This window comes from Pseudoxanthomonas sp. GW835-FHT14C01 (assembly GCF_058793715.1).
The window spans coordinates 565,038-588,875 of sequence record NZ_JBXAGB010000003.1 but is presented as its reverse complement, the minus strand read 5'-3'; the positions used below and the strand labels follow the sequence as shown (position 1 = coordinate 588,875).

16 protein-coding genes are annotated in these 23,838 nt (G+C 69.2%); 10 read left to right on the top strand and 6 right to left on the bottom strand.

Translation table 11 applies throughout. From position 1 onward, the window contains the following. The first annotated feature begins 10 nt into the window (after nt 1-10). From AC1Q5B_RS16130 to AC1Q5B_RS16090, 9 genes are read left to right on the top strand one after another with little or no spacing between them, the layout of a single operon-like run. Entirely contained in the window at nt 11-1,363 is a 1,353-nt protein-coding gene (locus tag AC1Q5B_RS16130) for an outer membrane beta-barrel protein (protein WP_492632506.1), read from the top strand. An 11-nt stretch (nt 1,364-1,374) separates the two neighbouring features. Next, nucleotides 1,375-2,184 carry a polysaccharide deacetylase family protein gene (locus AC1Q5B_RS16125; protein ID WP_492632505.1) on the top strand — a complete coding sequence of 270 codons (810 nt, stop codon included), beginning with the start codon at nt 1,375-1,377 and terminating at the stop codon, nt 2,182-2,184. Continuing rightward, a complete protein-coding gene (locus AC1Q5B_RS16120) occupies nt 2,181-3,329 on the top strand; it encodes a glycosyltransferase family 2 protein (protein ID WP_492632504.1) in 1,149 nt (382 codons plus the stop codon). Before AC1Q5B_RS16125 ends, AC1Q5B_RS16120 begins: the two co-directional genes overlap by 4 nt. Beyond that, complete coding sequence (locus AC1Q5B_RS16115; protein ID WP_492632503.1) at nt 3,326-4,558, top strand: glycosyltransferase family 4 protein; 1,233 nt, start codon at nt 3,326-3,328, stop codon at nt 4,556-4,558. The genes AC1Q5B_RS16120 and AC1Q5B_RS16115 overlap by 4 nt, the downstream gene beginning before the upstream one ends. Then, nucleotides 4,548-5,720, top strand: a complete 1,173-nt coding sequence (locus AC1Q5B_RS16110; protein ID WP_492632502.1) for a glycosyltransferase — start codon at nt 4,548-4,550, stop codon at nt 5,718-5,720. Before AC1Q5B_RS16115 ends, AC1Q5B_RS16110 begins: the two co-directional genes overlap by 11 nt. Then, nucleotides 5,717-7,504 carry an asparagine synthetase B family protein gene (locus AC1Q5B_RS16105; protein WP_492632501.1) on the top strand — a complete coding sequence of 596 codons (1,788 nt, stop codon included), beginning with the start codon at nt 5,717-5,719 and terminating at the stop codon, nt 7,502-7,504. The genes AC1Q5B_RS16110 and AC1Q5B_RS16105 overlap by 4 nt, the downstream gene beginning before the upstream one ends. Next, complete coding sequence (locus tag AC1Q5B_RS16100) at nt 7,494-8,669, top strand: glycosyltransferase family 4 protein (protein WP_492632500.1); 1,176 nt, start codon at nt 7,494-7,496, stop codon at nt 8,667-8,669. The genes AC1Q5B_RS16105 and AC1Q5B_RS16100 overlap by 11 nt, the downstream gene beginning before the upstream one ends. 2 nt (nt 8,670-8,671) lie before the next feature. Next, nucleotides 8,672-10,552 carry an asparagine synthase (glutamine-hydrolyzing) gene (asnB, locus tag AC1Q5B_RS16095; RefSeq protein ID WP_492632499.1) on the top strand — a complete coding sequence of 627 codons (1,881 nt, stop codon included), beginning with the start codon at nt 8,672-8,674 and terminating at the stop codon, nt 10,550-10,552. A gap of 3 nt (nt 10,553-10,555) precedes the next feature. Next, complete coding sequence (locus AC1Q5B_RS16090) at nt 10,556-11,911, top strand: O-antigen ligase family protein (RefSeq protein ID WP_492632498.1); 1,356 nt, start codon at nt 10,556-10,558, stop codon at nt 11,909-11,911. Nucleotide 11,912: 1 nt separating this feature from the next. On the opposite strand, the gene AC1Q5B_RS16085 is transcribed toward AC1Q5B_RS16090, so the two are convergent. The 3 genes from AC1Q5B_RS16085 to AC1Q5B_RS16075 all read right to left on the bottom strand — a co-directional run bounded on the left by AC1Q5B_RS16085 (nt 11,913) and on the right by AC1Q5B_RS16075 (nt 18,275). Further along, nucleotides 11,913-12,701, bottom strand: a complete 789-nt coding sequence (locus tag AC1Q5B_RS16085) for a YdcF family protein (RefSeq protein WP_492632497.1) — start codon at nt 12,699-12,701, stop codon at nt 11,913-11,915. Nucleotides 12,702-12,729: 28 nt separating this feature from the next. Beyond that, complete coding sequence (locus tag AC1Q5B_RS16080) at nt 12,730-14,217, bottom strand: lipopolysaccharide biosynthesis protein (RefSeq protein ID WP_492632496.1); 1,488 nt, start codon at nt 14,215-14,217, stop codon at nt 12,730-12,732. A gap of 92 nt (nt 14,218-14,309) precedes the next feature. Then, nucleotides 14,310-18,275 (bottom strand): non-ribosomal peptide synthetase, encoded by a 3,966-nt coding sequence (locus AC1Q5B_RS16075; RefSeq protein ID WP_492632495.1) that lies wholly within the window; start codon nt 18,273-18,275, stop codon nt 14,310-14,312. 353 nt (nt 18,276-18,628) lie between these two features. On the opposite strand from AC1Q5B_RS16075, the gene AC1Q5B_RS16070 reads away from it, so the two are divergent. Next, complete coding sequence (locus tag AC1Q5B_RS16070) at nt 18,629-20,332, top strand: hypothetical protein (protein ID WP_492632494.1); 1,704 nt, start codon at nt 18,629-18,631, stop codon at nt 20,330-20,332. 82 nt (nt 20,333-20,414) lie between these two features. On the opposite strand, the gene AC1Q5B_RS16065 is transcribed toward AC1Q5B_RS16070, so the two are convergent. From AC1Q5B_RS16065 to AC1Q5B_RS16055, 3 genes are read right to left on the bottom strand one after another with little or no spacing between them, the layout of a single operon-like run. Continuing rightward, complete coding sequence (locus AC1Q5B_RS16065; protein ID WP_492632493.1) at nt 20,415-22,169, bottom strand: glucosamine inositolphosphorylceramide transferase family protein; 1,755 nt, start codon at nt 22,167-22,169, stop codon at nt 20,415-20,417. An 8-nt stretch (nt 22,170-22,177) separates the two neighbouring features. Continuing rightward, on the bottom strand, nt 22,178-22,957 hold the full coding sequence (locus tag AC1Q5B_RS16060) for an alpha/beta fold hydrolase (protein ID WP_492632492.1): 780 nt from the start codon (nt 22,955-22,957) through the stop codon (nt 22,178-22,180). Then, the gene (locus AC1Q5B_RS16055) at nt 22,950-23,738 is read right to left on the bottom strand and encodes an alpha/beta hydrolase family protein (RefSeq protein ID WP_492632491.1); all 789 of its coding nucleotides are present in this window, start codon (nt 23,736-23,738) and stop codon (nt 22,950-22,952) included. The genes AC1Q5B_RS16060 and AC1Q5B_RS16055 overlap by 8 nt, the downstream gene beginning before the upstream one ends. Nucleotides 23,739-23,838: the final 100 nt, after the last annotated feature.

Genomic DNA, 23,838 nt, shown 5'->3' with positions numbered 1-23,838 from the left:
GGAGGAAACCATGGCCTCGTCTTGCCAAAGCAGCTGCCGCACCCGTTCCGCACGCAAGCGCCTCCTGTGCGCGGCGCTGGCGGCCGCCTTGCCGATGAGCGCGCAGGCGGCACGCCTGGAGTACGACGTCAGCATGCGCTACATGCACAGCGACAACATCGTGCTGCAGGCCGACAACGAGATCAGCGAGGACATCCTCTCGCCGCAGGTCCGGTTCGACCTGACCCACGACAGCTCGGTGCTCACCACGCGCCTGCGCGGCAACGTGCAGTACCTGGACTACATGGACGACGTCTACAAGGACGACACCCGCGGCGAGTTCACCGGCGAGCTGGAATGGACCGTGCTGCCGGAACGCCTGCTGTTCGTCGCACGCGATTCGCTGAGCGAGCAGTCGGTGGACTCGCTCTCCGCGTTCACGCCCGGCAACCAGCAGAAGATCAACGTCTTCGAGGCGGGTCCGACCCTGATGGCGCGCTTCGGCGAGCGCACGCGCGGCCTGATCGACCTGCGCTACACCAACAGCTGGGCGGAAGAGACCGAGACCTTCAACAGCGACCGGTATTCGGCGGCGGCGCGCCTGCTGCGTCCGCTGAGCGCCACCGATACGCTGGGATTCAATGTCGAGGCCGCCCAGACCGAATACGACACCATCTCCGACCTCTACAACTACAAGCGCTACGACGCCTACGTGTCCTACCTGAGCGAGCTGTCGAAGCTCAGCCTGGACATCAACGCGGGCTACTCGCGCCTGAAGCCCGAAGGCGTGGACGGCACGACCAGCGCCTTGTTCCGCAGCTATGCGGGCTGGCAGGTGGCACCCCGCAGCCGCCTGAGCCTGCGCGCCAGCTACCAGTTCGGCGACGCCTCGCAGGACCTGATCCAGAGCGTCGGCGCGCCCGGTACGCCGACCGATCCGAACGGCCCCGGCGGCCCCGTGGTCGGCCAGCCGGGCGATCCCGGCCTGCAGATCATTCCGGACACCTTCAAGCAGAAGCACGGCAGCGTGGGGTACGAATTCACCGGCGAGCGGCTGTCGCTGCTGGCCGAGTCCTATGCCGAGCAACTGCGCTACCTGCGCGACGACAGTTTCGATGCCGACAACTCCGGGCTGTCGGTGTCCGCACGCTACGGCCTGACGGCGCGCCTGAGCCTCACCGGCGTCGCGCAGCGCTACAAGCGCAAGTTCACCAACATCGACCGCGACGATACCGACACCATCCTGGGCGCCGGCCTGGCCATGCGCTTCAGCCGCCACTGGGGAACCCAGTTCGACTACCGCCACCGCAAGCGCGACAGTTCGATCGGCAGCCAGGACTACGTCGAGAACATCGTCGTACTGTCGGTCACGTACTACCGCTGACGCCAGCCGCGATGCCTGCCCCCCGCCTTCCTGCCGTTGAACCCGGCCCCGCCGTCGCGTTGATGTATCACGCGCTGCACGCGGGCATGACGCCTGCCGGGCAGGATCCGCACTACACGCTGGCGACCCACGACTTCGATCTTCAGATGCAGGAGATCGCGGCCGCGGGCGGCGGTTGCAGCGCGGCGGCCCTGCTGCAGGGCCGGTCGCAGGCGCGCATCGTGGTCACGTTCGATGACGGCCACGCCAGCAACCACGCGATCGCCCTGCCCATCCTGCGCCGCCACGGCGTCACCGCCGATTTCTTCATCAATCCCGCCACCGTCGGAACCGCAGGATTCCTGGAATGGAACCAACTGCGCGACATGGCGGATGCCGGCATGTCGATCCAGTCGCACGGCTACGATCATGTCTACCTCACCCAGCTCGACGGCCAACGCCTGCGTCAGACGCTGAAGGCGGCGCGCGAGGAGATCGAGCAGCAGGTCGGTGCGGCGGTGACCCTGCTGGCGCCGCCCGGGGGCCGCATGCCGAAGGACCTGCTGTCCGTCGCGCAGGAGTGCGGCTACACGCACGTGCTGTCCTCCGAGCCGGGTGTGCTGGAGGCCGGCAAGGGCGCCGCGCATCCGCTGCCCCGCATGGCGATGACCGCGGCCACCGAGCACCTGACGTTCCAGCGCTGGATCCGGCGCGACCACGTAGCCATCGGCCACGAACAACTGCGTTACCGCGGGCTGGCGCTGGCGAAGCGGATGCTGGGCGACGCCGGCTACGAGCGGCTGCGCGCGGTCGCGCTGGGCGCGCTGGGGAGAGGCGCATGAAAGTCGTGTTCTGGGCATCGCTGGCGCTGGTCGCCTTCGCCTACGCCGGCTATCCGCTGCTGATGCTGCTGCTGGCGCGCCTGCGTCCGCGTCCCGTCAGGTCCGGCAGCGTGTTGCCGATGATCGACGTGCTGCTGGTCGTGCACAACGGCATGCGCGAACTCCCCGCCAAGCTGGACAACCTGCTGGCGCTGGACTACCCCGCCGACCGCCTGCGCATCAACGTGGCCTGCGATGGATGCACCGACGGCAGCGACCGGTTCGCGGCGCAACGCGATCCCACCCGCATCCGGGTGTTCGCCTTCACCGAGCGACGCGGAAAGTCGGCGTGCCTCGGCAATGTCGTGCCATTGCTCGACGCCGACATCGTGCTGTTCAACGACGTGCGCCAGCGGATCGATGCCGGCGCCGCGCGCGCGCTCGCCTCCGCGATGGCCGATCCGACCGTCGGCGCGGCCAGCGGCGAACTGGTCCTGGAAGCCCGCGATGGCTACGGCCAGGGCGTGGACGCCTACTGGCGCTACGAGAAGGCGATCCGGCGGCTGGAAAGCGCGAGCGGATCGCTGGTCGGCGCCACCGGCGCGCTGTACGCCGCACGTCGAACGCTGATCCCCGAAGTGCCGCCGGGCATCGTGCTGGACGACATGTGGATTCCGCTGGGCATCGCGGCGACGGGCCATCGCGTCGTGTTCGTGCCGACGGCGCTCGCGTTCGACCGCACGCCGGACAATCCTGCGGACGAAGAGCGGCGCAAGCGGCGTACGCTGGCGGGCAACTTCCAGTTGATCCACCTGCGTCCCGCCCTGGCCATTCCCGGCGCGCATCCGCTGGCCTGGCGGCTGTGGGGCCACAAATGGCTGCGCCTGCTCGCGCCCTGGCTGCTCGCGCTGGCCCTGCTCGCGAATGCCGTGCTGGCGCTGCGCGGCGGCGTCCTGTATCCCCTGCTGTTCGCCTTGCAACTGGCGGCGTACGCCACGGCCGTGCTCGGACGCGGCTGGCCCCGCCTGGCCACCCTGCTGCCGGTACGGCTGGCGGTGGCGTTCCTCAGCCTCAACACCAGCGCCATGCTCGCCCTCGCCGATTACCTGCGTGACCCCGAGGCGCACCTGTGGCAGACCACCCGACTGGAAGACGCGCACCGATGACGGCGACCCCTCCCCTGCAACGCGCCGTGTACGTGGTGTCGTTGTTTCCCTGCTGGTCGGAGACGTTCATCGTCCGCGAGATCACGGCGCTGATCGAGAACGGCGTGGATGTACGCATCATCTCGCTCAAGAAACCGTCCGAGACGCTGGTGCAGGCCGATGCGCAGGCCCTCATGGACCGCGTGCGGCATCCCGGTTCGCCGTTGCATGCCGCATGGGGAATGGCGAAGGCCTTCCTGCGCAACCCCGGCGCGGTCGTATCGACGCTCGCCACCGTCGTCGCCGGCACCTGGCGGTCGCCGTCCGTACTGGCGAAGTCGCTGGCCGCGTGGCTGCGCGGACTGGAGCACGTCGACTGGCTGCGCCGCTTCGACCCGCAGGTCCTGCACGCGCACTGGGCCACGTATCCTTCGACGGCGGCGTGGACGCTCTCGCGCGTGCTGCGCCTGCCGTTCGGCTTCACCTGCCACGCCCACGACATCTTCATCGAGCGGCAGCTGATCGCCCGCAAGATCCAGGACGCCGCCGTCGCGGTGACCATCTCGCGCTTCAACGTCGACTGGCTCAGCCAGCGCGAAACGGCGCAGGCGCGCGACAAACTGCAGGTCATCCACTGTGGCGTCGACCTGCGTGCGAACCCATGGCAACCGGACGGCCGCGCGCCGCAGCAGATCCTCACCGTCGGACGGCTGGACCCGATCAAGGGGTTCGCCACGCTGGTGGAAGCGCTGGCGCTGCTGGCCGGGCGCGGCGTCGACTTCCAGTGCCGCCTGCTGGGTTCCGGCCCGCTGGACGCGTCGCTGCGCGCGCTCGCGCACTCGCGCGGCGTGGCCGACCGGATCGAATTCTGCGGCGCCCAGCCGCAGGACGTGGTGCGCCGCTGGATGGGCGAGGCCGCCCTGTTCGTGCTGCCCTCGGAGGTGGCCCCCGACGGCAACCGCGATGGCATCCCGGTCGCGCTGATGGAGGCCATGGCCACGGGCTGCCCCGTCGTCAGCACGCGTGTATCGGGCATTCCCGAACTGGTCGAACACGAGACCACCGGCCTGCTGGTGGACGAAAAACAACCGGTCGCGCTGGCCGATGCCATGCAACGGCTGCTCGAGGACGGCGTCCTGCGCCGTCAGGTCGTCGGCGGGGCCCGGGAGAAGGTCGAACGCGAATTCGACGCCCGCAAAGAGGCACGCCGCTTGCAGGACCTGATGGAGGGCATCGCGCATGCGACCTAGGAAACTGCTGGTGGTGAGCGACGAAATGGAAGTGGGCGGCAGCCAGCGCCAGATCACCTACCTGCTCGGCGGCCTGGACCGGCGGCAATGGCAGGCCGAACTGGTGTTCTTCCGCAAGGAGTCGTTCCTGGTGCGCGACCTGCGCGCGCAGGGCATCGTGGTCCACCATGTCCCCAAGCGCGGCCGGCTGGATCTGCGCTTCGTGCTGGCCTACGCCGCGCTGCTGCGGCGCGAGCGCTACGACCTGGTGCACGCCTTCTCGCTCACCGCCGAACTGTGGACGCTGGTGGCCGGCTGGCTGGCGCGCCACCGTCCACCGCTGGTGGCGTCGATCCGCGGCCTGTACCTGGACGAATCCGAACGCTTCTGGCGCATCAAGCGCTTCATCCTGTCGCGCTCCGCCGCGGTGATCGCGAATGCGCGCGCCGGTGCGGTCGCGGCGGCCAAGCGCGCCGGCGTGCCGGTGACCCATATCGATGTGGTACCGAACGGACTGGTGCCGCCGGAACCGCTGCCGCCGGGCCAGCGCGACCTGCTGCGCCAGGCGGTCGGCGCACCGCCGCACCGTCCCTTCGCGCTGTTCGTCGGCCGGCTGGTGAAGGAGAAGAACCTGGCCTGCCTGATGCGCGCGCTGGCCCGCCTTCCCGCGGAGCAGCGGCCGTGGGTGGCGCTGGCCGGCAACGGTCCGCTGCGCGGCGACATCGATGCGATGCGCGAAGCGGCCGGTCTGGACGCCGATGTACGTTTCCTAGGCGAACGCAAAGACACAGCCGCCCTGATGCAATCCGCCGATTTCCTGGTTCTCCCCTCCTCGTACGAAGGCATGTCGAACGTTCTCATGGAAGCGATGGCGGCCGGATGCCCGGTGATCGCCTCGGACGTGGGCGGCAATCCCGAGCTGGTCGAAGACGGCGTCACCGGCCTGCTGTTCCCCAGCGACGATGCCGACGCGCTCGCACACTGCCTGCAGCGGATGGGCGGCGATCACGCGCTGCGCCTGCGCCTTTCGCAGCAGGCGGCACAGGTCGCCCGCCAGCGCTATTCGGTGGAGCAGCTCGTCCGGTCCACGACGCGCGTCTACGCGCGCTGCCTGGATGCGCGCGCGACCCACGCCGGCGACCTGCCGCTGTCCACCCTCGGTTCCACGCGGGACGACGCATGAGTTCCGCCGGATCCCTGTGCGAAGACTTCATCCTGGCCAGCGGGCCGCAGGCCGCTGCGTGGCTCGCCGGCAAGGCAGGCCTGCAGACGCTGGATGCGGGCGATGGCGCCCTGCACGTGGCCGCGAGCGGGGGCGTGCGCCACGGGCGGCATGCCAACGGCCGCCAGTGGCTGGCGATCGCCGATCTGATCGCGGGCCAACCGGAAGACGCCGCAGCGGAACATGCGGGCGCACCGCAGCGCCACTGGCGCGGCCGTTTCGCCTTCGCCAGCTGGCAGCCGGGACAGGCCGGCGTCAGCGCGTTCATCGATCACTTCGGCTCGTTGCCGCTGTTCTGGTACCGGCGTAACGGCCACTTCGCCATCGCCACCGACCTGCGTCTGCTGCTGGACGCGCCCGGCATCGGCAGCGACGTCGACCTGACGGCGGTCTACCACTACCTCAACTTCACCTGCATCCCCGCGCCACTGACGATCCATCGCGACATCCGCCGCCTCGAGCCCGGATGCGTGCTGGCGCTCGACCACGCGGACGAACGCAGCGAACGCTACTACCTGCCGGAGTATCCGGCCGATCTGCAGGGCACCGACACGCAGCTCGCGCACGACCTGCGCGACCGCATGATCGCCACCGTGCAGGATTTCCGTCCGCGCTCTGACGGCGACTGGGGCTGCTTCCTCAGCGGCGGCACCGACAGCAGCAGCATCGTCAGCATCCTGGCCCGCCAGGGCGGCTCGCAGGTGCACAGCTGCTCGATCGGATTTCCCGAAGCCGGCTACGACGAGCTGGACTTCGCGCGCCTGGCCAGCGAAGCCTGCGGTGCGCAGCCGCATCTGGCCAAGGTCGATCGCCACCGCGCGCTCGGCCTGCTGGATTCGGTGATCGACGCCTACGACCAGCCGTTCGGCAATGCCTCGGCCGTACCGACGCTGGCCTGCGCCGAACTGGGCAGCAGCCAAGGCTTCTCCACCATGCTCGGTGGCGATGGCGGCGACGAGATCTTCGGCGGCAACCAGCGCTACGCGAAAGACAAGGTGATGGAAGCCTTCTATCGCCTGCCTTCGCCCTTGAAGGCCGCCGCGCGCGCGCTCGGCGATACGGTCGGCGGTGGCCACGTGCACCTGCTCAACCGCGTGCAGAACTTCACGCGCCGCGGTTCGCTGCCGAATCCCGACCGCTTCTACACCGACGATTCCTTCGCTTCGGATTTCTATGGCGAGCTGCTGACGCCGGGGTTCCGCTCGCAGGTGCCGCAGGATGCGTCGCTGGATTTCATGCGCGGCGTCTACGCGACCGGTCCGCGCACCGAGCCGCTGCACCAGATCATGCGCCTGGATCTGCTGATGGCCATCGCGCAGAACGATCTGGTCAAGGTCCATCGTGCCTGCCGCCAGCATGGCGTGTCGGTGCGTTTCCCCTACCTGGATCCGGCCCTGGTCGACTATTGCGGCCGGCTGGCGGCGCACTACAAGGTGCGCGGCCTGAAGAAGCGCTATCTGTTCAAGCAGGCCGTCGCCGATATCCTGCCGGCGGAGATCCTGAGCAAGCGCAAGCAGGGCTTCGGCTTGCCGATCGCCATCTGGATGAAGGAAGACCCCGCCCTGCAGGCGCGCGTCCGCGACGTCCTGCTCGATGCGCGCACCCGCGAACGCGGCTGGGTGAACCCCGCCTTCATCGAACGCCTGGTCGACCTGCACATGGCCGGCGGCTGGGACCATTCCAACGCACTGTGGCAGTTGCTGGTGCTGGAGCTGTGGATGCGGAGGTACATGGATGGCCGCTGACGCGCTGCGCGTGCTGATGGTGATGGAAGCCGCGTATCCGGCCCACAAGGGCGGGGGCGCGGAAGCGCAGGTCCGCACGCTGGCGCGCGGACTGCGCGCGCGCGGCCATCGCGTGACCATCCTCGTGCCCCGCCTGCCCTACGCGTCGTCCGCCCGGGTCGAGCGGGTGGACGGTTCGGCCGTCTGCCGGCTGGCGTTCCCGCGCATCCCGCTGCTCGCCAGTCCGCTGCTGTGGCTGCGCACGATCGCGTTCCTGTATGCGCGGCAGCATCGCTACGACGCCTGGCACGTGCACATCGCGCACCGCATGGCGGCGATCTGCGCATTGATGGGGCAATGGCTGGACAAGCGCGTGCTGACCAAGGTGTCCGGCTGGTGGGAACTGGAAAAAGGCACGCTGGCGCCACGCCCCGGACTGGTCGATACGCTGGCGCAACGCGCGCTCCGCCGCACCGAGCACTGGCAGGCGATCAGTCGCCGCATCGCGCGCACGCTGGAGTCGCGCGGCATCCCGCCGGAGCGGATCGTCGCCCTGCCCAATGCGGTCGACACCCGCCGCTTCGCCGACATCCACCGTGATGCATCGCTGCCCGCCCGTTTCGTGTTCATCGGTCGCCTGGAAGCGGAGAAAGGCCTGAACGTCCTGCTCGACGCGTTTTCGGACATCGCCCCTGGTCATCCGCAGGCCAGCCTGCTGCTGGTCGGCACCGGCCGGCTGGAAGCGGCGCTGAAAGAACGCGTGCGTGCGCTCGGCCTCGAAACCCGCGTGGACTTCGCCGGCCATCGCGACGACATCGAGCGTCCGCTGGCGGAGGGCAACATCGGCGTGCTGACCTCGCGCATCGAAGGCCTGTCCAACACGCTGCTGGAATCCATGGCCTCGGGGCTGCCGATGATCGCCAGCCGCATCAGCGGCAACGAGGACTTCGTGCGCCCGGGCGAGAACGGCTGGCTGTTCGAAGCCGGCGATCGCGCCGGCCTGGCGGCCTGCCTCGACCAGGCGGCCGCGCTGGATGGCCCCGCGCGCACCGCCCTGGGCGAGGCCGCGCGCGCGACCGTCCGCCATCACGCCGGCCTGGAGCAGGTCCTCAACCGGCTGGTACAGCTCTACCGCGGCGAACCCCAGCTGGCCCACGCGGCCACCGCGCACAACGGGAACGCCTGACCATGTGCGGCATCGCAGGCCTCGTGGTCGCTCCCGGCCAGCCCGCGCCCGACCCGGCACTGGGCCGGCGCATGAACACCGTCATCCATCACCGCGGCCCTGACGACGAAGGACTGCACCACGATGAGCGCGCCCTGCTCGGCATGCGCCGGCTGTCGATCATCGACGTCGGCGGCGGCCACCAGCCGATGTACGGGGCCGACCACCAGGTCACGATCGTCTTCAACGGCGAGATCTACAACTACCGCGAACTGCGCGCGGGCCTGGAGCGCGACGGCCACGCCTTCGCCAGCCAGAGCGACACCGAGGTCATCCTGCAGGGCTACCTGCGCGACGGCGTCGGCATCTTCGCGCAGCTGGACGGCATGTTCGGTGTGGCCATCTGGGACCGCCGCACGCAGGAGCTGGTGCTGGCCCGCGACCGCCTCGGCGAGAAGCCGCTCTACTATGCACACGACGACCGCCGCGTGCTGTTCGGTTCCGAGCTGAAGTCGCTGCTGCAGTCGCCGGACTGCCCGCGCGACCTCAACGACGACGCACTGCGGGCCTACCTCGCCTACGGCTACGTACCGTCGCCGTACAGCGTGTTCGCCGGCGTGAACAAGCTGCCGCCCGCGCACTTCCTGCGCTACCGCGATGGCCAGATCAGCCTGCACCGCTACTGGCAGCCGTCGCTGTCGCCGAAGACCTCGCTGGGCGAAGCCGAAGCGGCGGAGCGTCTGGAAGAACTGCTCGACCGCGCGGTCGCCAGCCGGCTGGTATCCGACGTACCGTTCGGCGCCTTCCTCAGCGGCGGCCTGGATTCCAGCACCGTCGTCGCGCTGATGGCGCGCCACCTCGGCCAGCCGGTGAAGACCTTCACCATCGGCTTCAAGGAAGCGGCCTACAACGAGCTCGACGACGCCCGACGCGTGGCGAAACACCTGGGCACCGAGCACCACGAACTGGTGGTGGAACCGGACGCCGTCGACCTGCTGCAGACCCTGGTCTGGCATTTCGACGAGCCGTTCGCCGACTCCTCCGCCGTTCCCACCTTCCTCGTCTCGCAGCTCGCGCGCGAGCACGTGAAGATGGTGTTGACCGGCGACGGCGGCGACGAGATGTTCGGCGGTTACGACCGCTATCTGAAACTGTTGAAGCTGGAGCGGCTGGGGGCGTTGCGCACGCCGGTCGCATCCGCGCTGTCGGTGGCGGGCGCGCTGGCGCCCAATCCCTACGGCGAACGCCTGGCGCGGGTCGGCGAACGCCTGCGGCTGCCGTTCGACGAGCGCTACCTGAGCGGCGTGGCGGTCATGCGGCCCGACATCGCGCGGCGCCTGCGCCCGCAGGCGGGGGGCGGCGACCACTTCCGTCTGCCCGCACTGGAGCAGCCCGGCAGCGATCTCGGTGCCGGCGAAGACGCGCTGGACCGCGCGGTCGCCATCGACCTGCAGAGCTACCTGCCGGACGACATCCTGGTGAAGCTCGACCGCATGGCGATGGCCGCGTCGCTGGAAGGACGCTCGCCGTTCCTGCAGCCCGACCTGGTGCAGTTCGCGCTGTCGCTGCCGGCGCATTACCGCGTGCGCGACGGCCGCGGCAAGCACCTGCTGCGCGAAGTGGCCAACCAGTGGCTGCCGCCGCGTGCGATCACCAAGCCCAAGCAGGGTTTCGCGATCCCGCTGGCGGACTGGTTCCGCGGTCCGCTGCGCACGCTGGCGGCCGATACGTTCGGCAGCCGCGCCTTCCGCGAGCGGGGACTGCTGCAGCCGGCGGCCGCGCAGGCGCTGCTGCACGACCATGTGGAGCGCAACATCGATCGCAGCGAGGCGCTGTGGCAGTCGCTCTGCCTGGAACTGTGGGCGCAGCGCTTCCTCGACGGCGACGCCGTGACCGGAGCCTGAGCCATGTGGATGCGGCTGCTGCTGGCGGTGCCCCTGCTGTTCATGCCGAACATGCTGCACCTGTCGGTGGAGACCGGCATTCCCGGCCTGAATCTCGCCAACATCATCTTCATCGTCGTGCTCGGCGCATTGCTGATGGGAGGCAGGCGTTACCAGCCGCTGGAGCCGCGCGGCTACCTGACGCCGGCGCTGCTGCTGCTGTTCGCCGCACTGACCATCGCCTTCCTGATCGCGCAGGCCACGATGCCGCGCAACTTCATGGAGGACTTCACCTACCTCAAGAATCTGATCTTCTATCCGCTGCTGTACTTCGTCTACCGGCGCTGCGGACAGGATGTGAAAGGGACCCGCCAGCTGATCATCTTCGTGATGATCGTCGCTGCGGTGGCCGGCGTGGAAGCGATCCGCGAGGGCTTGGACTACGGTTTCGGCAACTACAACGAATCGCGTCGCGCGTCCGGACCATTCGGTACCGACTACTCGACCGCCAATCGCGCGGGCGTGTTCTACGCCATGTTCCTGCCGATGTTCATCGCGATGGCGCTGTTCTTCCGCAAACAGAAGTTCTGGCGACTGGCGGCGGTCGCCGGCTGCGCGATCATGGTGATCGCCATCATGGCGACGTATTCGCGCCAGTCGTACCTCATCGCGCTGGTGGCGTTCGCGCTGCTGCTGGTACGTCGCAACGTGGTGCTCGCGGTAGCCATCGCCGTCCTGATGGTGCCGGCGATCGGCCTGCTGCCGGAAAGCGTGACGCAGCGCGTGGCCGAGACCGAACAGCAGGACTCGGTGGGCGAAGAACAGCTCGATGTCAGCACCGCCAGCCGCTTCGAGATCTGGGGCGGCGCGATGCAGATGTGGACCGAGCATCCCACCGGCGTCGGCCTCAACCGTTTCAAGCAGCACATCGGCACTTACGTGCCGCGTTACGCCGGCTACGATGCGCACAGCATCTATTTCCTGATGCTGGCCGAATGCGGGCCACTCGGCTTGCTGGCGTTGTTCTTCCTGCTATGGCGCGTCCTGTGGATGGGCGTGCGGTTCACCCGCTCCGTTCCCTCCAGCGATGCCGAAGGCAAGGCGCTGTCGCTGGGCTTCATCCTGCTGGCGGTCTGTACCGCGCTGGGCAACGTATACGGCAGTCCATTCTTCGAAGGCGCGGTGATGGCCAACTTCTGGGCGCTGTGCGGCCTGATGGAGCATTACTTCGCCCTCAAGCGCCAGGCGCCCGCACCGGGCGCGGCCATCGCCTCCGACACCAGTGCCTTGCCCCGCACGCCGGCGATGCAAGGCATCGGCGACCGCTTCCCGCTCGCCGCCCGCATGGCGCCGCGCCGCTACGGCAAGGATCAGGACTGAATCACCTGCCCGTGTCGGGAAACCTGCCGTCTTCGGCCGGGAGTGCAGCGTCGCGGTCGTAGAGGCGGTAGGCGAGCAGACCCACCCATTCGTGCAGCGCGGCCTGGGTCTTCACCAGACCGCCGCTGTCGGGCACCAGGAAGCCGGCATGCTGGAAGGCCACGTAGCGTTCGTCCGTGGGCAGGGGACAGGGCGTGAAACCGGCCTGTCGCAGCGAGAAATCGGCGCGCGGCATGTGCAGCGCGGAGGTGACCAGCACGACCTGGCGCGGCAGCGCGGGCTTCATCGCGGCCAGCTGGCGTGCGTTCTCCCACGTCGTGCGCGAATGCGTCTCCAGCCGAAGCGCCTCGTGCGGCACGCCCATGGCGCGCAGGTAGGCCGCCATCAGCCGCGCTTCCGACGGACTGCCCGGCCAGCCACTGCCGCCGGAAAGCACCAGGTGCCGTCCCGGCGCATCGCGCCACCAGCGCGCCGCCGCTTCGGCGCGGCGCCGGCTGGCCAGCGTCAGCACGCTGTAGTTGTCCGGCGCGTGCGCCTTGCGATCCACGCCGCCCCCCAGCACTACCGCCACCGGCGGCGACTGCGCACGGCAAGCGGCGGACGGCGTTACCCGTCCTTCCAGCGAACGCACCAGCAGATTGGCCACCCATGGAGTCATCGCCACGATCGACAGCGCGATCACGATGCCGCAGCACACGCGCCAGCAGCGCAGCCGCCCACCCCATCGCAGCGACACGAGCAGCGCCGCGAGCGCCAGCAGCAACCACGACAGGGGAGACAGCCACCACATCAGGATCGCGCTTCCCGCAACGGCCCGCTCATGCCGTGCTCCGCGTCCGCCAGTGGCGGACGAGATCGCGCAGGCGCGCATCCAGCACCAGCACCGGCGCCACATAGAGCAGCAGCCACAGGCCGCCGGCAGCGAACAACCGCGCCCACGGCGAGGCCAGGCCCGACAGGCCGCTGCCCTGCACCGCCAGCACGAAGGCCAGCCCCGCCGCACCCGCCACGCTCCACGCCCGCAGGTCGGGGCGATAGCGAAGTTCGCGCGGACACAGCACGTACAGTCCGACACCCAGCATCGCGAAGCTGCCGACGGCCGCCCACGTGGCCCCCATGTAACCATGGCCGGGGATCAGCCACAGGTTCAGCGCCGTGTTCAGCGCCGTGGCCGCGAGCGTCATGTACAGCACCGTGCGCGAGCGCTTGTGCAGCAGCAGGCCGTAGCCGCCGATCTCCAGCAGCGGATACAGCGCATACAGTGCGCCGAGCCAGGCGAAGACCGGACCGGAGGCGGTCTTGTCGGCGCCACTGATGGCCTGCACCGCGTCGCTGCCGACGCAGCCGATGGCGACCGCCACGCCGACCGAGGCATAGGTCATGGGGAACAGGACCTTGGCCTTCAGCGCGCGCACCGCATCCGCACCGCCGGTTTCCCAGCTGCGGTTGGCCACCGGGATGAAGGATTCGGACAACGCGCTGCTCATCAGCATGCTGACCTGCAGGGCCAGCGAATAACCGATGGTGAAGATGCCGACCGCGGCGAAATCCCCCGTCATGCCCTTCAGCATCAGGCGGCCGATCGAGATCAACAGCACGGTGGCGATCTCGTTCACCACCAGCGGCATGCCGTAACTCAGCGTCTTGCGCATCTGCGACCAGTCCAGCTGCCGCGAGAAGGTCAGGTTGCGCCGTACCCAGTACAGGTAGAAGACCACGACGATGCCGGCCGCGAGCATCTTGCCGCCATAGGCGGCCACGGCCGAGCGTTCCAGCCAGGCCACCGCGCCCACCATCAGCACCAGCTCGAGCCAGCGCCACGCCACCCGCGTCACCATCAGCACGCCGGAATGCTCGCCGGCGCGCAGCACCATCTGCACCAGGCTGACGAAGACCTGCAGCGGCACCGTCATCACCGCCATCCACAGCACCGGCGAGAACGACGCGCCGCCGAACCAGTCCACGCAGGCGAACACGGTGATGCCCGCGGCCCAGATGCCGCACGACACCAGCAGCGGCAGCAGGAACATGTTGGTGGCGAAGCCGGGCAGCGCGGCGGCTTCGTTCTGGTAGGGATAGAAGCGCAGGATGGCGTGCTGTGCACCGAGCTTGGCCACGGCGACGCCGATCATCAGCCACGTTTCGTAGTAGCCGAGGATGCCGTACTGGGTGTTGTCCAGCAGCCGCGTCAGCAGCGGAAACGACACCAGTCCGGCCAGCATCACCAGCACGCTGGCCGACGAGTAACGCAGATAGTGCGCGCCTACCCCGCGCTTGCGCGAGACGCCCTTGCCGTCGGAGTTCATGGCGTGGGCGTTCCGGCCCGGGAAGCAGTGTCAGGCATGAAGGACTTCGAGGCGGACATCGTCGGAACAACGCGAAACGGCGCGCCGGCAGGTCATCGCAGGGCCGCCTGCACTTCGGCGACGCGCGCCGCGAACCGCTGCGCCAGCGCCGGCTGGTCGATGAAGTCGTGATGGCTGCCGGGCAGTGCGTGCAGGTTGATGGTCCCTTCGATCCAGTCCCGCCACCCGAGCGCCGCATCGTCGCGCGTGCCCCGCACCGGCGTCCGGAACAGCTCGACGTCGCCCCGGTAGCGTCGCGGGCGGTAGGCAGCGAGGGCGCGATGGTTCGCGCGCTCCACGCGTTGCAGGCGTACCTGCTGCGGCAGCGGCGCATTGGGGTCCGCCCGGTTCCGCCGCACCGCGATCGGGGCATCCCACAGCCGCACGCGCAGGCGCCGCATCACCTCGCGCCACGGCATGTGGAGCAGCGCGTCCACCGACAACGGCCAGTGCAGCCTGCGACCCTGCCGGAGCCGGTCGGGACCGAACGTGTCGAACATCGCCAGCAAGGCGATATCACGGCCGCCCGCCTGCAGCCGCCGCGCGGTTTCCAGCGCCAGCACGCCTCCCATCGATCCGCCGGCCAGCAATACCGGACCTTGCGGGTGCACGGACTGGATCGCCGTCGCATACGCGGCGGCCATCGCATCGATGCTGTCGGACGGCGCGGACACACCGTCCAGGCCTGCTGCCTGCAGCCCGAAGACGGGCTGCGTCGATCCGAGCGCGTCGAGCAGCGGCAGGTAGTTCATGACGTTCCCCCCGACCGCGTGCATGAGGAACAGGGGCGCCCGGTCGGCGCCGGCCCGCAGCGGGACGAGCGGCTGCCAGGACGGCGCGGGTGCGTTCGTGGTGTCCGCCCGCCGGCTCCTGGCCGCGTCGATGGCCTGCGCCAGCGCCGCGACGGTCGGCCGCGCGATCAGGGTCGCCAGCGGCAGGTCCACGCCATGGCGCTGGTGGAGCTCGTTGAACATCCGCACGGCCAGCAGCGAATACCCGCCGAGGGCGAAGAAGTCGTCGTCGATGCCGACGTCCTGGCGCTGCAGCAGGCGCGCCCAGAGATCGCGGAGCTCGTGTTCCATCGCGGTGCGCGGCGGCGTACGGCGCAGGACGACCGTCGGCGCATCGAGGGTCGGCGGCGGCAGCGCGCGCCGGTCGATCTTGCCGTTCGGCGTCTTCGGCAGGCGCGGCACCACCTCGATGTACTGCGGCCGCATATAGGCCGGCAGCGCACCTGTCAGGCGCTCCCGCAGCCGCTGCGCCAGCACCGCCGGCGCCGCCGCGCTGCCGGCGTACAGCACCAGCACCGCATCGCCGCCATCGAGCGCACGCACCACCGCCACGCATTCCGCCACGTCGGGTTCGTCGGCGGCGGCAGCTTCGATGTCGCCGGGCTCGATGCGGTAGCCGCGCAGCTTGATTTGCTCGTCCGCACGCCCATGGAAGTGAAGCTGGCCCGCGTGCAGCCTCCCCAGGTCGCCGGTGCGGTACATGCGCGAGCCGTCGGCGGCGAAGGGGTCGGGCACGAAGCGCTGGTCGCTCAGGTCCGGGCGATGCAGGTAGCCATCGGCCACGCCCGCCCCCCCGATCCAGATCTCGCCCAGCGCATGCGGCAGGGCTGGACGCTGGCGGTCGTCGAGCAGGTAGAACCGGGTACGCGCGATCGGCTGTCCCAGCGGTACCGCCTGCTCGCCGCCCTCGAAACGGTGGATGCTCGACCACACCGTGGTCTCGGTGGGACCGTACATGTTCCAGAGTTCGCGGCATTGCCCGTGCAGCGCGCGCGCGAGCGGCAGCGGCAAGGCTTCGCCACCGACCAGCAGGCGCAACGACGCCAGCACCTGGGTGCGGCCGACTTCCTGCAGCAGCGCCATCAGCGACGGGGTGGTCTGGAACATCGTGCAGCCATGGCGTTCGATCAGCCGGCACAGCGCTTCGGGGTCGCGATGCTCGGCGTCGTCGGCGATCACCACCCGCCCGCCGCAGATCAGCGGCAGGTACAGCTCCAGTGCCGCGATGTCGAACGACAGGGTCGTCGCCGAACAGAGCACGTCGTCGCAGGTACAACCCGGGGCATCCCGCATCGAGCACAGGAAATTCACCAGGTTGCGATGCAGGATGCGCACGCCCTTCGGCTCGCCCGTCGAACCGGACGTGTACAGCACGTAGGCCAGATCGTCCGCCGCCACCCCGGGCAACGCCATGTCACCGTCCTCCGACTCCAGCCCCGCCAGCGTCAGCAGTGCCCGCCCTTCGGCCAGTCCATCGGGCAACGCGACGCCATCGGTCATCACGATGGACGCAAGGCCGGCGTGGTTCGCCATGTGCAACAGGCGCTGCGGGGGAAATGCCAGGTCGAGCGGGACGTACGCGGCGCCCGCACGCAGCACCGCGATGACCGCCACCAGCATGTCCAGCGAGCGGGGCAAGGCGATGCCGACCAGATCGCCCCGGCCCACGCCCCTTGCGCGCAGACCGGCCGCTGCCTGGCGGCTGCGCCGTTCTAGCGTGGCGTAGTCGATATCGCGTGCGCCGCATGACGCCGCCGTGCGGGGTGCGTGGACGGCGAACGCGCGCTCCAGCAACGCCACCAGCGACGGCGCGTCGCCGTCGCGGGGCGCCTCCTCACAGGCCAGCGCGAAGGCATCGCGCGGCTCCGACGCGCCGAGTTCCAGATCGCGGATCGGGCCGTCGCCGCCGTCGGCGAGTGCTTCCAGCACGCGCAGGTACACGCCGGCCCAGTCGCGGATCGTGGCCTCGTCGTACAGCGCGGTCTGGTACTGCACCTCGAGCACCAGTCCGGTCGGAACCGGCCGCCAGTAGAAGCCCAGCTCCCATGCGGCCGCAGCGCGTGGCAGCACGTTGAGCTCGCAGCGCACACCGTCCATGCGCAGTTTCTCGAGCGATGGCACCAGCGTCAGGATCGACTCGAGCAGCAGCATGCGCCCGGCCTGGCGCGGCACGTGCAGCGCATCCACGATGCGGCCCAGCGAGATGTCTTGGTGGTCCGCGGCTTCGTCCAGGCGGGACTGCACCTGCAGGGCCAGCACGGAGAGCGACGCGCCCGGATCCACCTCCACGCGCAGCGGCAACGTGTTGTCGCTGTCGCCGACCACGCGGGCCCCGCCGCCGCGCGCCGCGCCCGCGAACGGGACGCCGCAGACCAGATCGGTCTGGCCCGTCAGCCGGTGCAGCAGCGCGAAGTAGGCGGTCAGCAGCAGGACGAAGCGGGTCGTCTTCGTCCGCCGCGCCTGCTCGCGCAGTTGCTGCCAGCGGGACGCCGGCATGTCCAGCGTGAAACTGGCGGCGTCGAAACTGATGCGACCGGCGCGAGGCCGATCCGTCGGCAGTCGCAGCGGCTCGGGCAACGTCGCGAAGCGCTCGCGCCAGTACGCCAGGCTGCGCGCTCCCTCGGGGCCGTCCCGGCGCGCGCGTTCGGCCAGCACGAAATCGCGCCACGAATCCGCCGCGGGGATCTTCGCGACCGCTTCCGGCGTGGTCGCGTTGTAGTGATCCATCAGGTCTTTGAGCACGACCCGCATCGACCAACCATCCATCACCAGATGGTGGGCCGCCATGAACAGGCGATGGTGCTCCGGGCCGAGCCGGTACAGCACCCCGCGCACCAGCGGCGCCCTGGCGGTATCGAACGGCGTGGCGCGCCAGCGACGGCAGGCCTGTGCGTAGGCGTCGAGCGGATCCGCCTGCGATGACAGGTCTTCCCGCTGCAGCCGGACGGCGGCCTCCGGATAGTGGACCTGTGCGGTTCCATCGTCCGAGAAGGCGATCGCCAACGCCTGGTGGCGGGTCGCGACGGAGGCGATGGCGCGCTCGAAGCGGGAGACATCCAGCGGCCCGTCGAGCAGCAGTTCGAAGGCCTCGCCGAACGCGAGCGTGGCGTCCTCGCTGTAGCGACTGCCCAGCCACTTCTCGGCCTGCGCATCGGTCAGCGGGAATCGTGCCTGTTCCGGCGATGCGCCCGCCCCCGCGTGCGCTACCGCTCGCGAATCCTTCCCCAAGAATGCCCCCTGGTGGTACGTCCACCCACGTCATGGAGTATAGGCAAATGTGAGACGTACGACCCGCTTCCCGATGCCTCGCTCAAGCATGGGGCGTGGCACGCCGCTGGCATGCAGGACCTTGCGTGAGCTTCGCATCCCGGGTCGTGAAGAGGCTTTCACGACCCTGTTGCCCCGCTGTACGAAGCATCGGGGGACATCGCAAAAACGTGAATGCGGTTTGAATCCGGCCAAAAGTGATTGGTCAATCCGTGAACCAATCGGCAGCGCCCCGCATAACGTCGTATAGACTGGCCATCGGACAGGGGGTCCCCGTTTTCAAGATACACAGCGGCCGACAGGAGCCGTTCTAGATGACTGCATCCCGGATTTTCTCCCCCCGTACCCTGCTGGGCCTGTTCATGGTCCCGCTGGGGCTGATGGCGTCCGCCGCCCACGCCCAGTCGCTGGGCGTCTGCAACTCCTTCTACAGCGCGGGCTTCACCCTGACCGAGGGCAAGGTCAACCCGACCATGCCGACCCTCGCCAAGCCGGCCAAGGGCGCCGTGCTGAAGGAACCGAACTTCAACACCTGCCTGGTCCGCGCCACCGACCATGTGCCGGAGCCGCCGAGCACCTTCGCCCGCAACGATTACTCGCGCCGGCAGGCCTTCAACGCCGACAACACCTACTTCATCGTCTACTCGAACGATGGCTGGTGGCACCTCTACAACGCCAACACCCTGGCGCACATCCGCGCGCTGTCGCCCAAGGTGGCCAACGCCAATGTGTCCTCGGCGTACCACATGGCCGGCGATGCCGAGCCGCAGTGGCACCCCACCAACCCCAATATCCTGTACTACCTGCCCACCAACGGCGGCACCACGCTGCTCTCGCTCGACGTGCGTACCAACACGCACACGGTGGCGGCGGATTTCAACGGCAAGCTGCCGTCATGGGCATCGTCCGCGGCCCACATCTGGACCAAGTCCGAAGGCTCGCCCTCCGCCGACGGCCGGTACTGGGGTTTCCAGGTGGAGAACAGCAACTTCGGCCTGCTGGGCTACATCGTGTGGGATCTGCAGCAGAACCGCCTGGTCGGCAGCCGCCAGGACAGCAACCGTCCCGATCACTCCAGCATGTCCGCGTCGGGCCGCTGGTACATCACCTCGTCCGACGACACCGGCACTTGGGCGTGGTCGCCCGATTTCACCCAGAAAAAGAAGCTGCACGCCAAGAGCGAACACTCCGACATGGCGCTGGGCCCGAATGGCCAGGACTACTACGTGTCGGTGGACTACCAGAGTTCGGCCGGCGATGTGTTCTTCACCGACGTCGATGCCTGCCCCGCGGTCGCCGCCAGCGCCACGACGGCACCGGTCTGCCCGCGCACCGTGCTGTTCCCCAGTTACGCCAACGGCGCCGCCACCGCGATGCACTTCTCCGGCAAGGGCTTCAGCAAGCCGGGCTGGATGGTGTGGAGCACCTACGGCACCAGCGCCTCGCGTGATGGTTCCTGGCCCTGGTTCACCAACAAGATCTATGCGGTGGAACTGAAGGCAAACCCGCGCGTGTATGCACTGGGCTATACACGCCGCACCGAGTCGGCCGGCGGTTACTGGTCGGAGCCGCATGCCTCGGTGAGCCGCGACTTCACCCGCATCGCGTTCAACAGCAACTGGGGCGTCAACGACGCCAACAACATCGATACGTACATCATCCACATCCCGCAGACCGCGCTGCCCGGCGGGACCGCACCGCCGCCGACCAGCGGACGCGTGACGGGTGGCACGATGCCGCCGCTGGTCAACTCGGCCACCTCGGCAGGCAGCCAGGCGGTGGCCGCGAGCACGCCGGTATCGACCGGCGGGTCGTCGGCCGCACCGGCGGCCGGTAACGGTACAGGTGTGGTCGAAGCGCCCAGCCTCGCGTCGCGCACTGCCCAGAGCGTGCGCACCAGCGCGCGCCGTGCCATGGCCGCGATCAAGCGGTCCAGTCCCCGGCTGAGCAGCGCGCTGCTGTCGTTGCCGCTGGTGTACTGGGCCGACCGCGAGTGGGAGCTCGACAAGCAGAAGTAAGCCGTCGGGGCTCCCTGCCCCGGGCCGTCATCCGAACCGGAGGCGCTCAGCGTTCCTCCGGTTTTTCTTTTTCAGCGACGGCTCACAGGTACCAGGGCCAGAGCGACGCGCCCCACAGCAGGCCCAGCCTGGACTGCTGAATAACCTTCGCCACCCGATCCGCAGTGCGTGGCACCCGCGCATCGGGACTGTCGACGACCGGCATCTGCGCCGCCTTCGGCGGAGGCACGCCGTGCGCATCGAGCACCTGTCGCCCTCCTGCCGCATTGAAGGTATGACAGCCGTCCTGCAGGGGCGTCCAGGTGGGATCCAGTCGCGACACCTGCCGCTCGCGATAGCGCTCGGGACTGAGCTCGAGGACCTCGTTGAACACCACGGCGGCGCCGTACACCGGTGCGCAACATTGTGCCGGCCGGTAGAGCCTGCCGTCCTGCATGAACAGCTGGCCTGCCGGACGCGCGCTCCGCACGTCGGCAACCAGCGGATTGGCGGGATGGGGACGATAAGGCCCTTCCAGCGCATCGGCGACGAACAGGAAGAGTTCGTCGGACGGATTTCCGCCGCTCTCCGACACATTGCCGAACAGGTACCACCGTCCTTCGTGGTGGTACAGCGTCGGATCCACGCACGCGCATCCTTCGAGCAGGTCGCACACGCGGGTCCAGCCGCGCGGAAAATCGGTCGTCCGGTAGAGGCTGACGCGGTCGGCCTCATAGGATTCCACGGTCATGTACCACACGCCTTCCCACCGGAAGACCTGCGGGTAGGACAGATGGAAAGGTTCGTCGAGCACCGTACCGAGATTCACGGCGGTGCCATCGTCGCGCAGCTGCAGGCAGGCGATCACGCCCTGGTTGCGCGCATCGACGAACTCCTCGACGAACAGCAGGCAACGCCCGTCGTGCTGGACGAGGAAGGGATCGGCCCAGTAATTCCTGCCCGGTGCCACCAGCGCACGCCACGCCCCAAGGCGCGGCGCTTCCGGCCGCAGCGCGGCGTCGCTCGCCGGCATCAGCACGTACCACGGCTGGTGCGTGGCGCGGCGCCTGTCGCCGGATTTCAGCAGCAGGCGGAAGGCGATCCAGGCCGCATGGACGCACATGCCCATGTTCCAGCGGATGGGTGCAGGGCCGACCTGCAGGCGTTGCGGCACCGGCTCGCCCGCCGCCGGCAGGTTGCGGATCGCGCGCAACAGCAGCGCCGGCATCTTCATGAACGCCAGGTCGCGATGCTGGCTGAAGGAGACGGCGCGCGTCGCGCCCCAACTGCCGGCCAGTTGCACCGGCGGCGCGGCATCGTCCGTGCACAGCTCCAGCGTGATCGGCGTGGCGTCGCGCTCTTCCAGGATCGGCGAAAGCAGCGCCGCCCCGGCACGCACCGGATCCTGCAGGTCGCCGTCGATCAGCCAGCAACCGTGCGTCGCGATGGCCGCGAATTCCGTCGCCCACTCGTCCGGCCCCATGCAGAGCACCAGGTCGGGTTTCAATGTCGCGAGGCGATCGCGGATCGCATCGCGGGTATACGGCATGCCCTGCCCTTCGATATCCGTGGCAGGCAACGCGATCGTGGTCAGCGGCCCCTCCATCGGCCGTCCGCGCAGGCGCAGGAACAGGCGAAGCAGGGTGCGCTCGAGCCACAGGAACGGGAACAGTCCCGGCGGAAGGCGGCGCCGCGACGGTTCGGCCCGCGTTTCCACCGGCAGCGCGAACAGGTCGATGTCGTGGCTGTCGCGCGCCAGTTCGAACGTGCAGGCCAGCCAGCGCGGCACCTGCGCCGGTCCGACGAAGACCACGCGCAACGGCGCCTTGCGGCGGGGCGCGTAGAGGCGCGTGCGCACGCGGCCCGTCACGGCGCCACCGCCCAGTCGCGCACCTGCGCCAGCACCGCGTCCCGGTGCGACGGCGACAGGATCAGATGATCGATGTCGGGCCTGAAAGCCACATGCAGGTGCGGATGGTGGCGGTGGACCCCGAACGTCGCATCCAGCTGCCGCGGATGCAACAGGTAGTAGGAGACGCCACCGGTGTAGAGGGCGAAGATCCTGACGCCGCGATCCAGCAACTGCCCCAGTTCCGCGGCGAACTCGCGATGCGACGGCCAGTCGCGGTAGTCCTGTACGCCCGGTGCCTGTTCGTTGCGGCGCCGCAGGAAGCGCAGCAGCATGCTCAGCCATCGCGACGGTGCGCGCGACAGCAGCAGCCCCAGTTGCCCGATACGGAACCAGGCGTTCTGCACCGCCAGGCCATCGAGCAGCCAGAGACCGTCGACGCGCGGATCGCGGACGGCCGTCCGCCAGCCCAGGTCCGCCGCGCTGCAGATGCCCCCGACGACGAAACGATCGCTGCCGGTCGCCGCCTGCGCCGCATCCAGCGCCTCCTTCACTACCTCGGCCTTGCCGGCATGCGAGCCGGCCGGGGCGTCGCCCACCATCGGAAGATCGAAACGCAGGACGTCGTAGCCTTCCGCCGCCAGCGTGCGCGCCAGCCGGACGTGCAGCCGGAACGGTCCGGAGCGGTGGATGAGACCGGCATTGAACAGCACGAACGTGCGTTCCCGCCGGGGTGCCTGCGCACGCGTGAGCAGACCGAAGTTCCTGCCGCCGTCCAGCGGAATCACATCATCCATGCGGCTGTCGCTCCGGTCGCCAGCGGGCCAGCGCCTCCAGGACGTCCTCGATACCCGCCAAGGGAATGAGGCCGTCAAGATCGATTTCGGTGGTCCATCGCTGCAGGCCGTCGGGCAGTACGAAGCGGGCGTCCGCGCGGATCCGCCCGTCGTCGCCCGTCGCGGTATCCAGCAACACGACCGGCACGCCGGGATCGCCGGTCAGGTCCAGCGCCTGCATCTGCGCGGAGAAGGTCACGGGCAGCCGATGGCCCATCAGGTCGCCGGAGGCGGCCGGCGCCGGCGTCCGCGTGAACGGATAACGCTGGCGGGAACTCCGCTCGTCCGCATCCCGCGCGCGCAACGTCGCCAGATAGGCCGCCCCGTCGGATACCGGCTGCCACAACCATAGCGCGGACGCACCGAGCACCATCGCCTCCCGCCAGGCGAACAGGGCCGAGGCGCGGGTAGCCATGACGTAAAGCGGCGCGCCCGGCGCGACACTGCGCGCCGCGTCCGCGGCGAGGGCGAGATCGCGCATCGCGCTGTCCGGATCGAACGCCGTTTCTTCCCCCTCCGAATCCCCGGTGCCGAAATAGTCGAAGCGCACGCAGGCCATGCCCCGCCCTGCGATCAACGACGCGACCTGCGAGAAGAAGCGATAGCTGCGCATGTGCTCGTGCAACAGCGGAGGACACATCAGGACGACGGCGGTCGCCTGCCCCTGCGGCAGGTGGCGCATGCAGAACAGGCGACGGTCATCGACGCCGAAGAATCCCGGCACCGGCGGGATGTGACTCATCGGCGCCCTTCCGTCCCCGTCCTGCGACGGGAAGTGATGCCGTACGTGCACGCGCCCGGCTGCCGGACCTCGTTCAAACCTGCCCCCTTCCCGTTCGTCC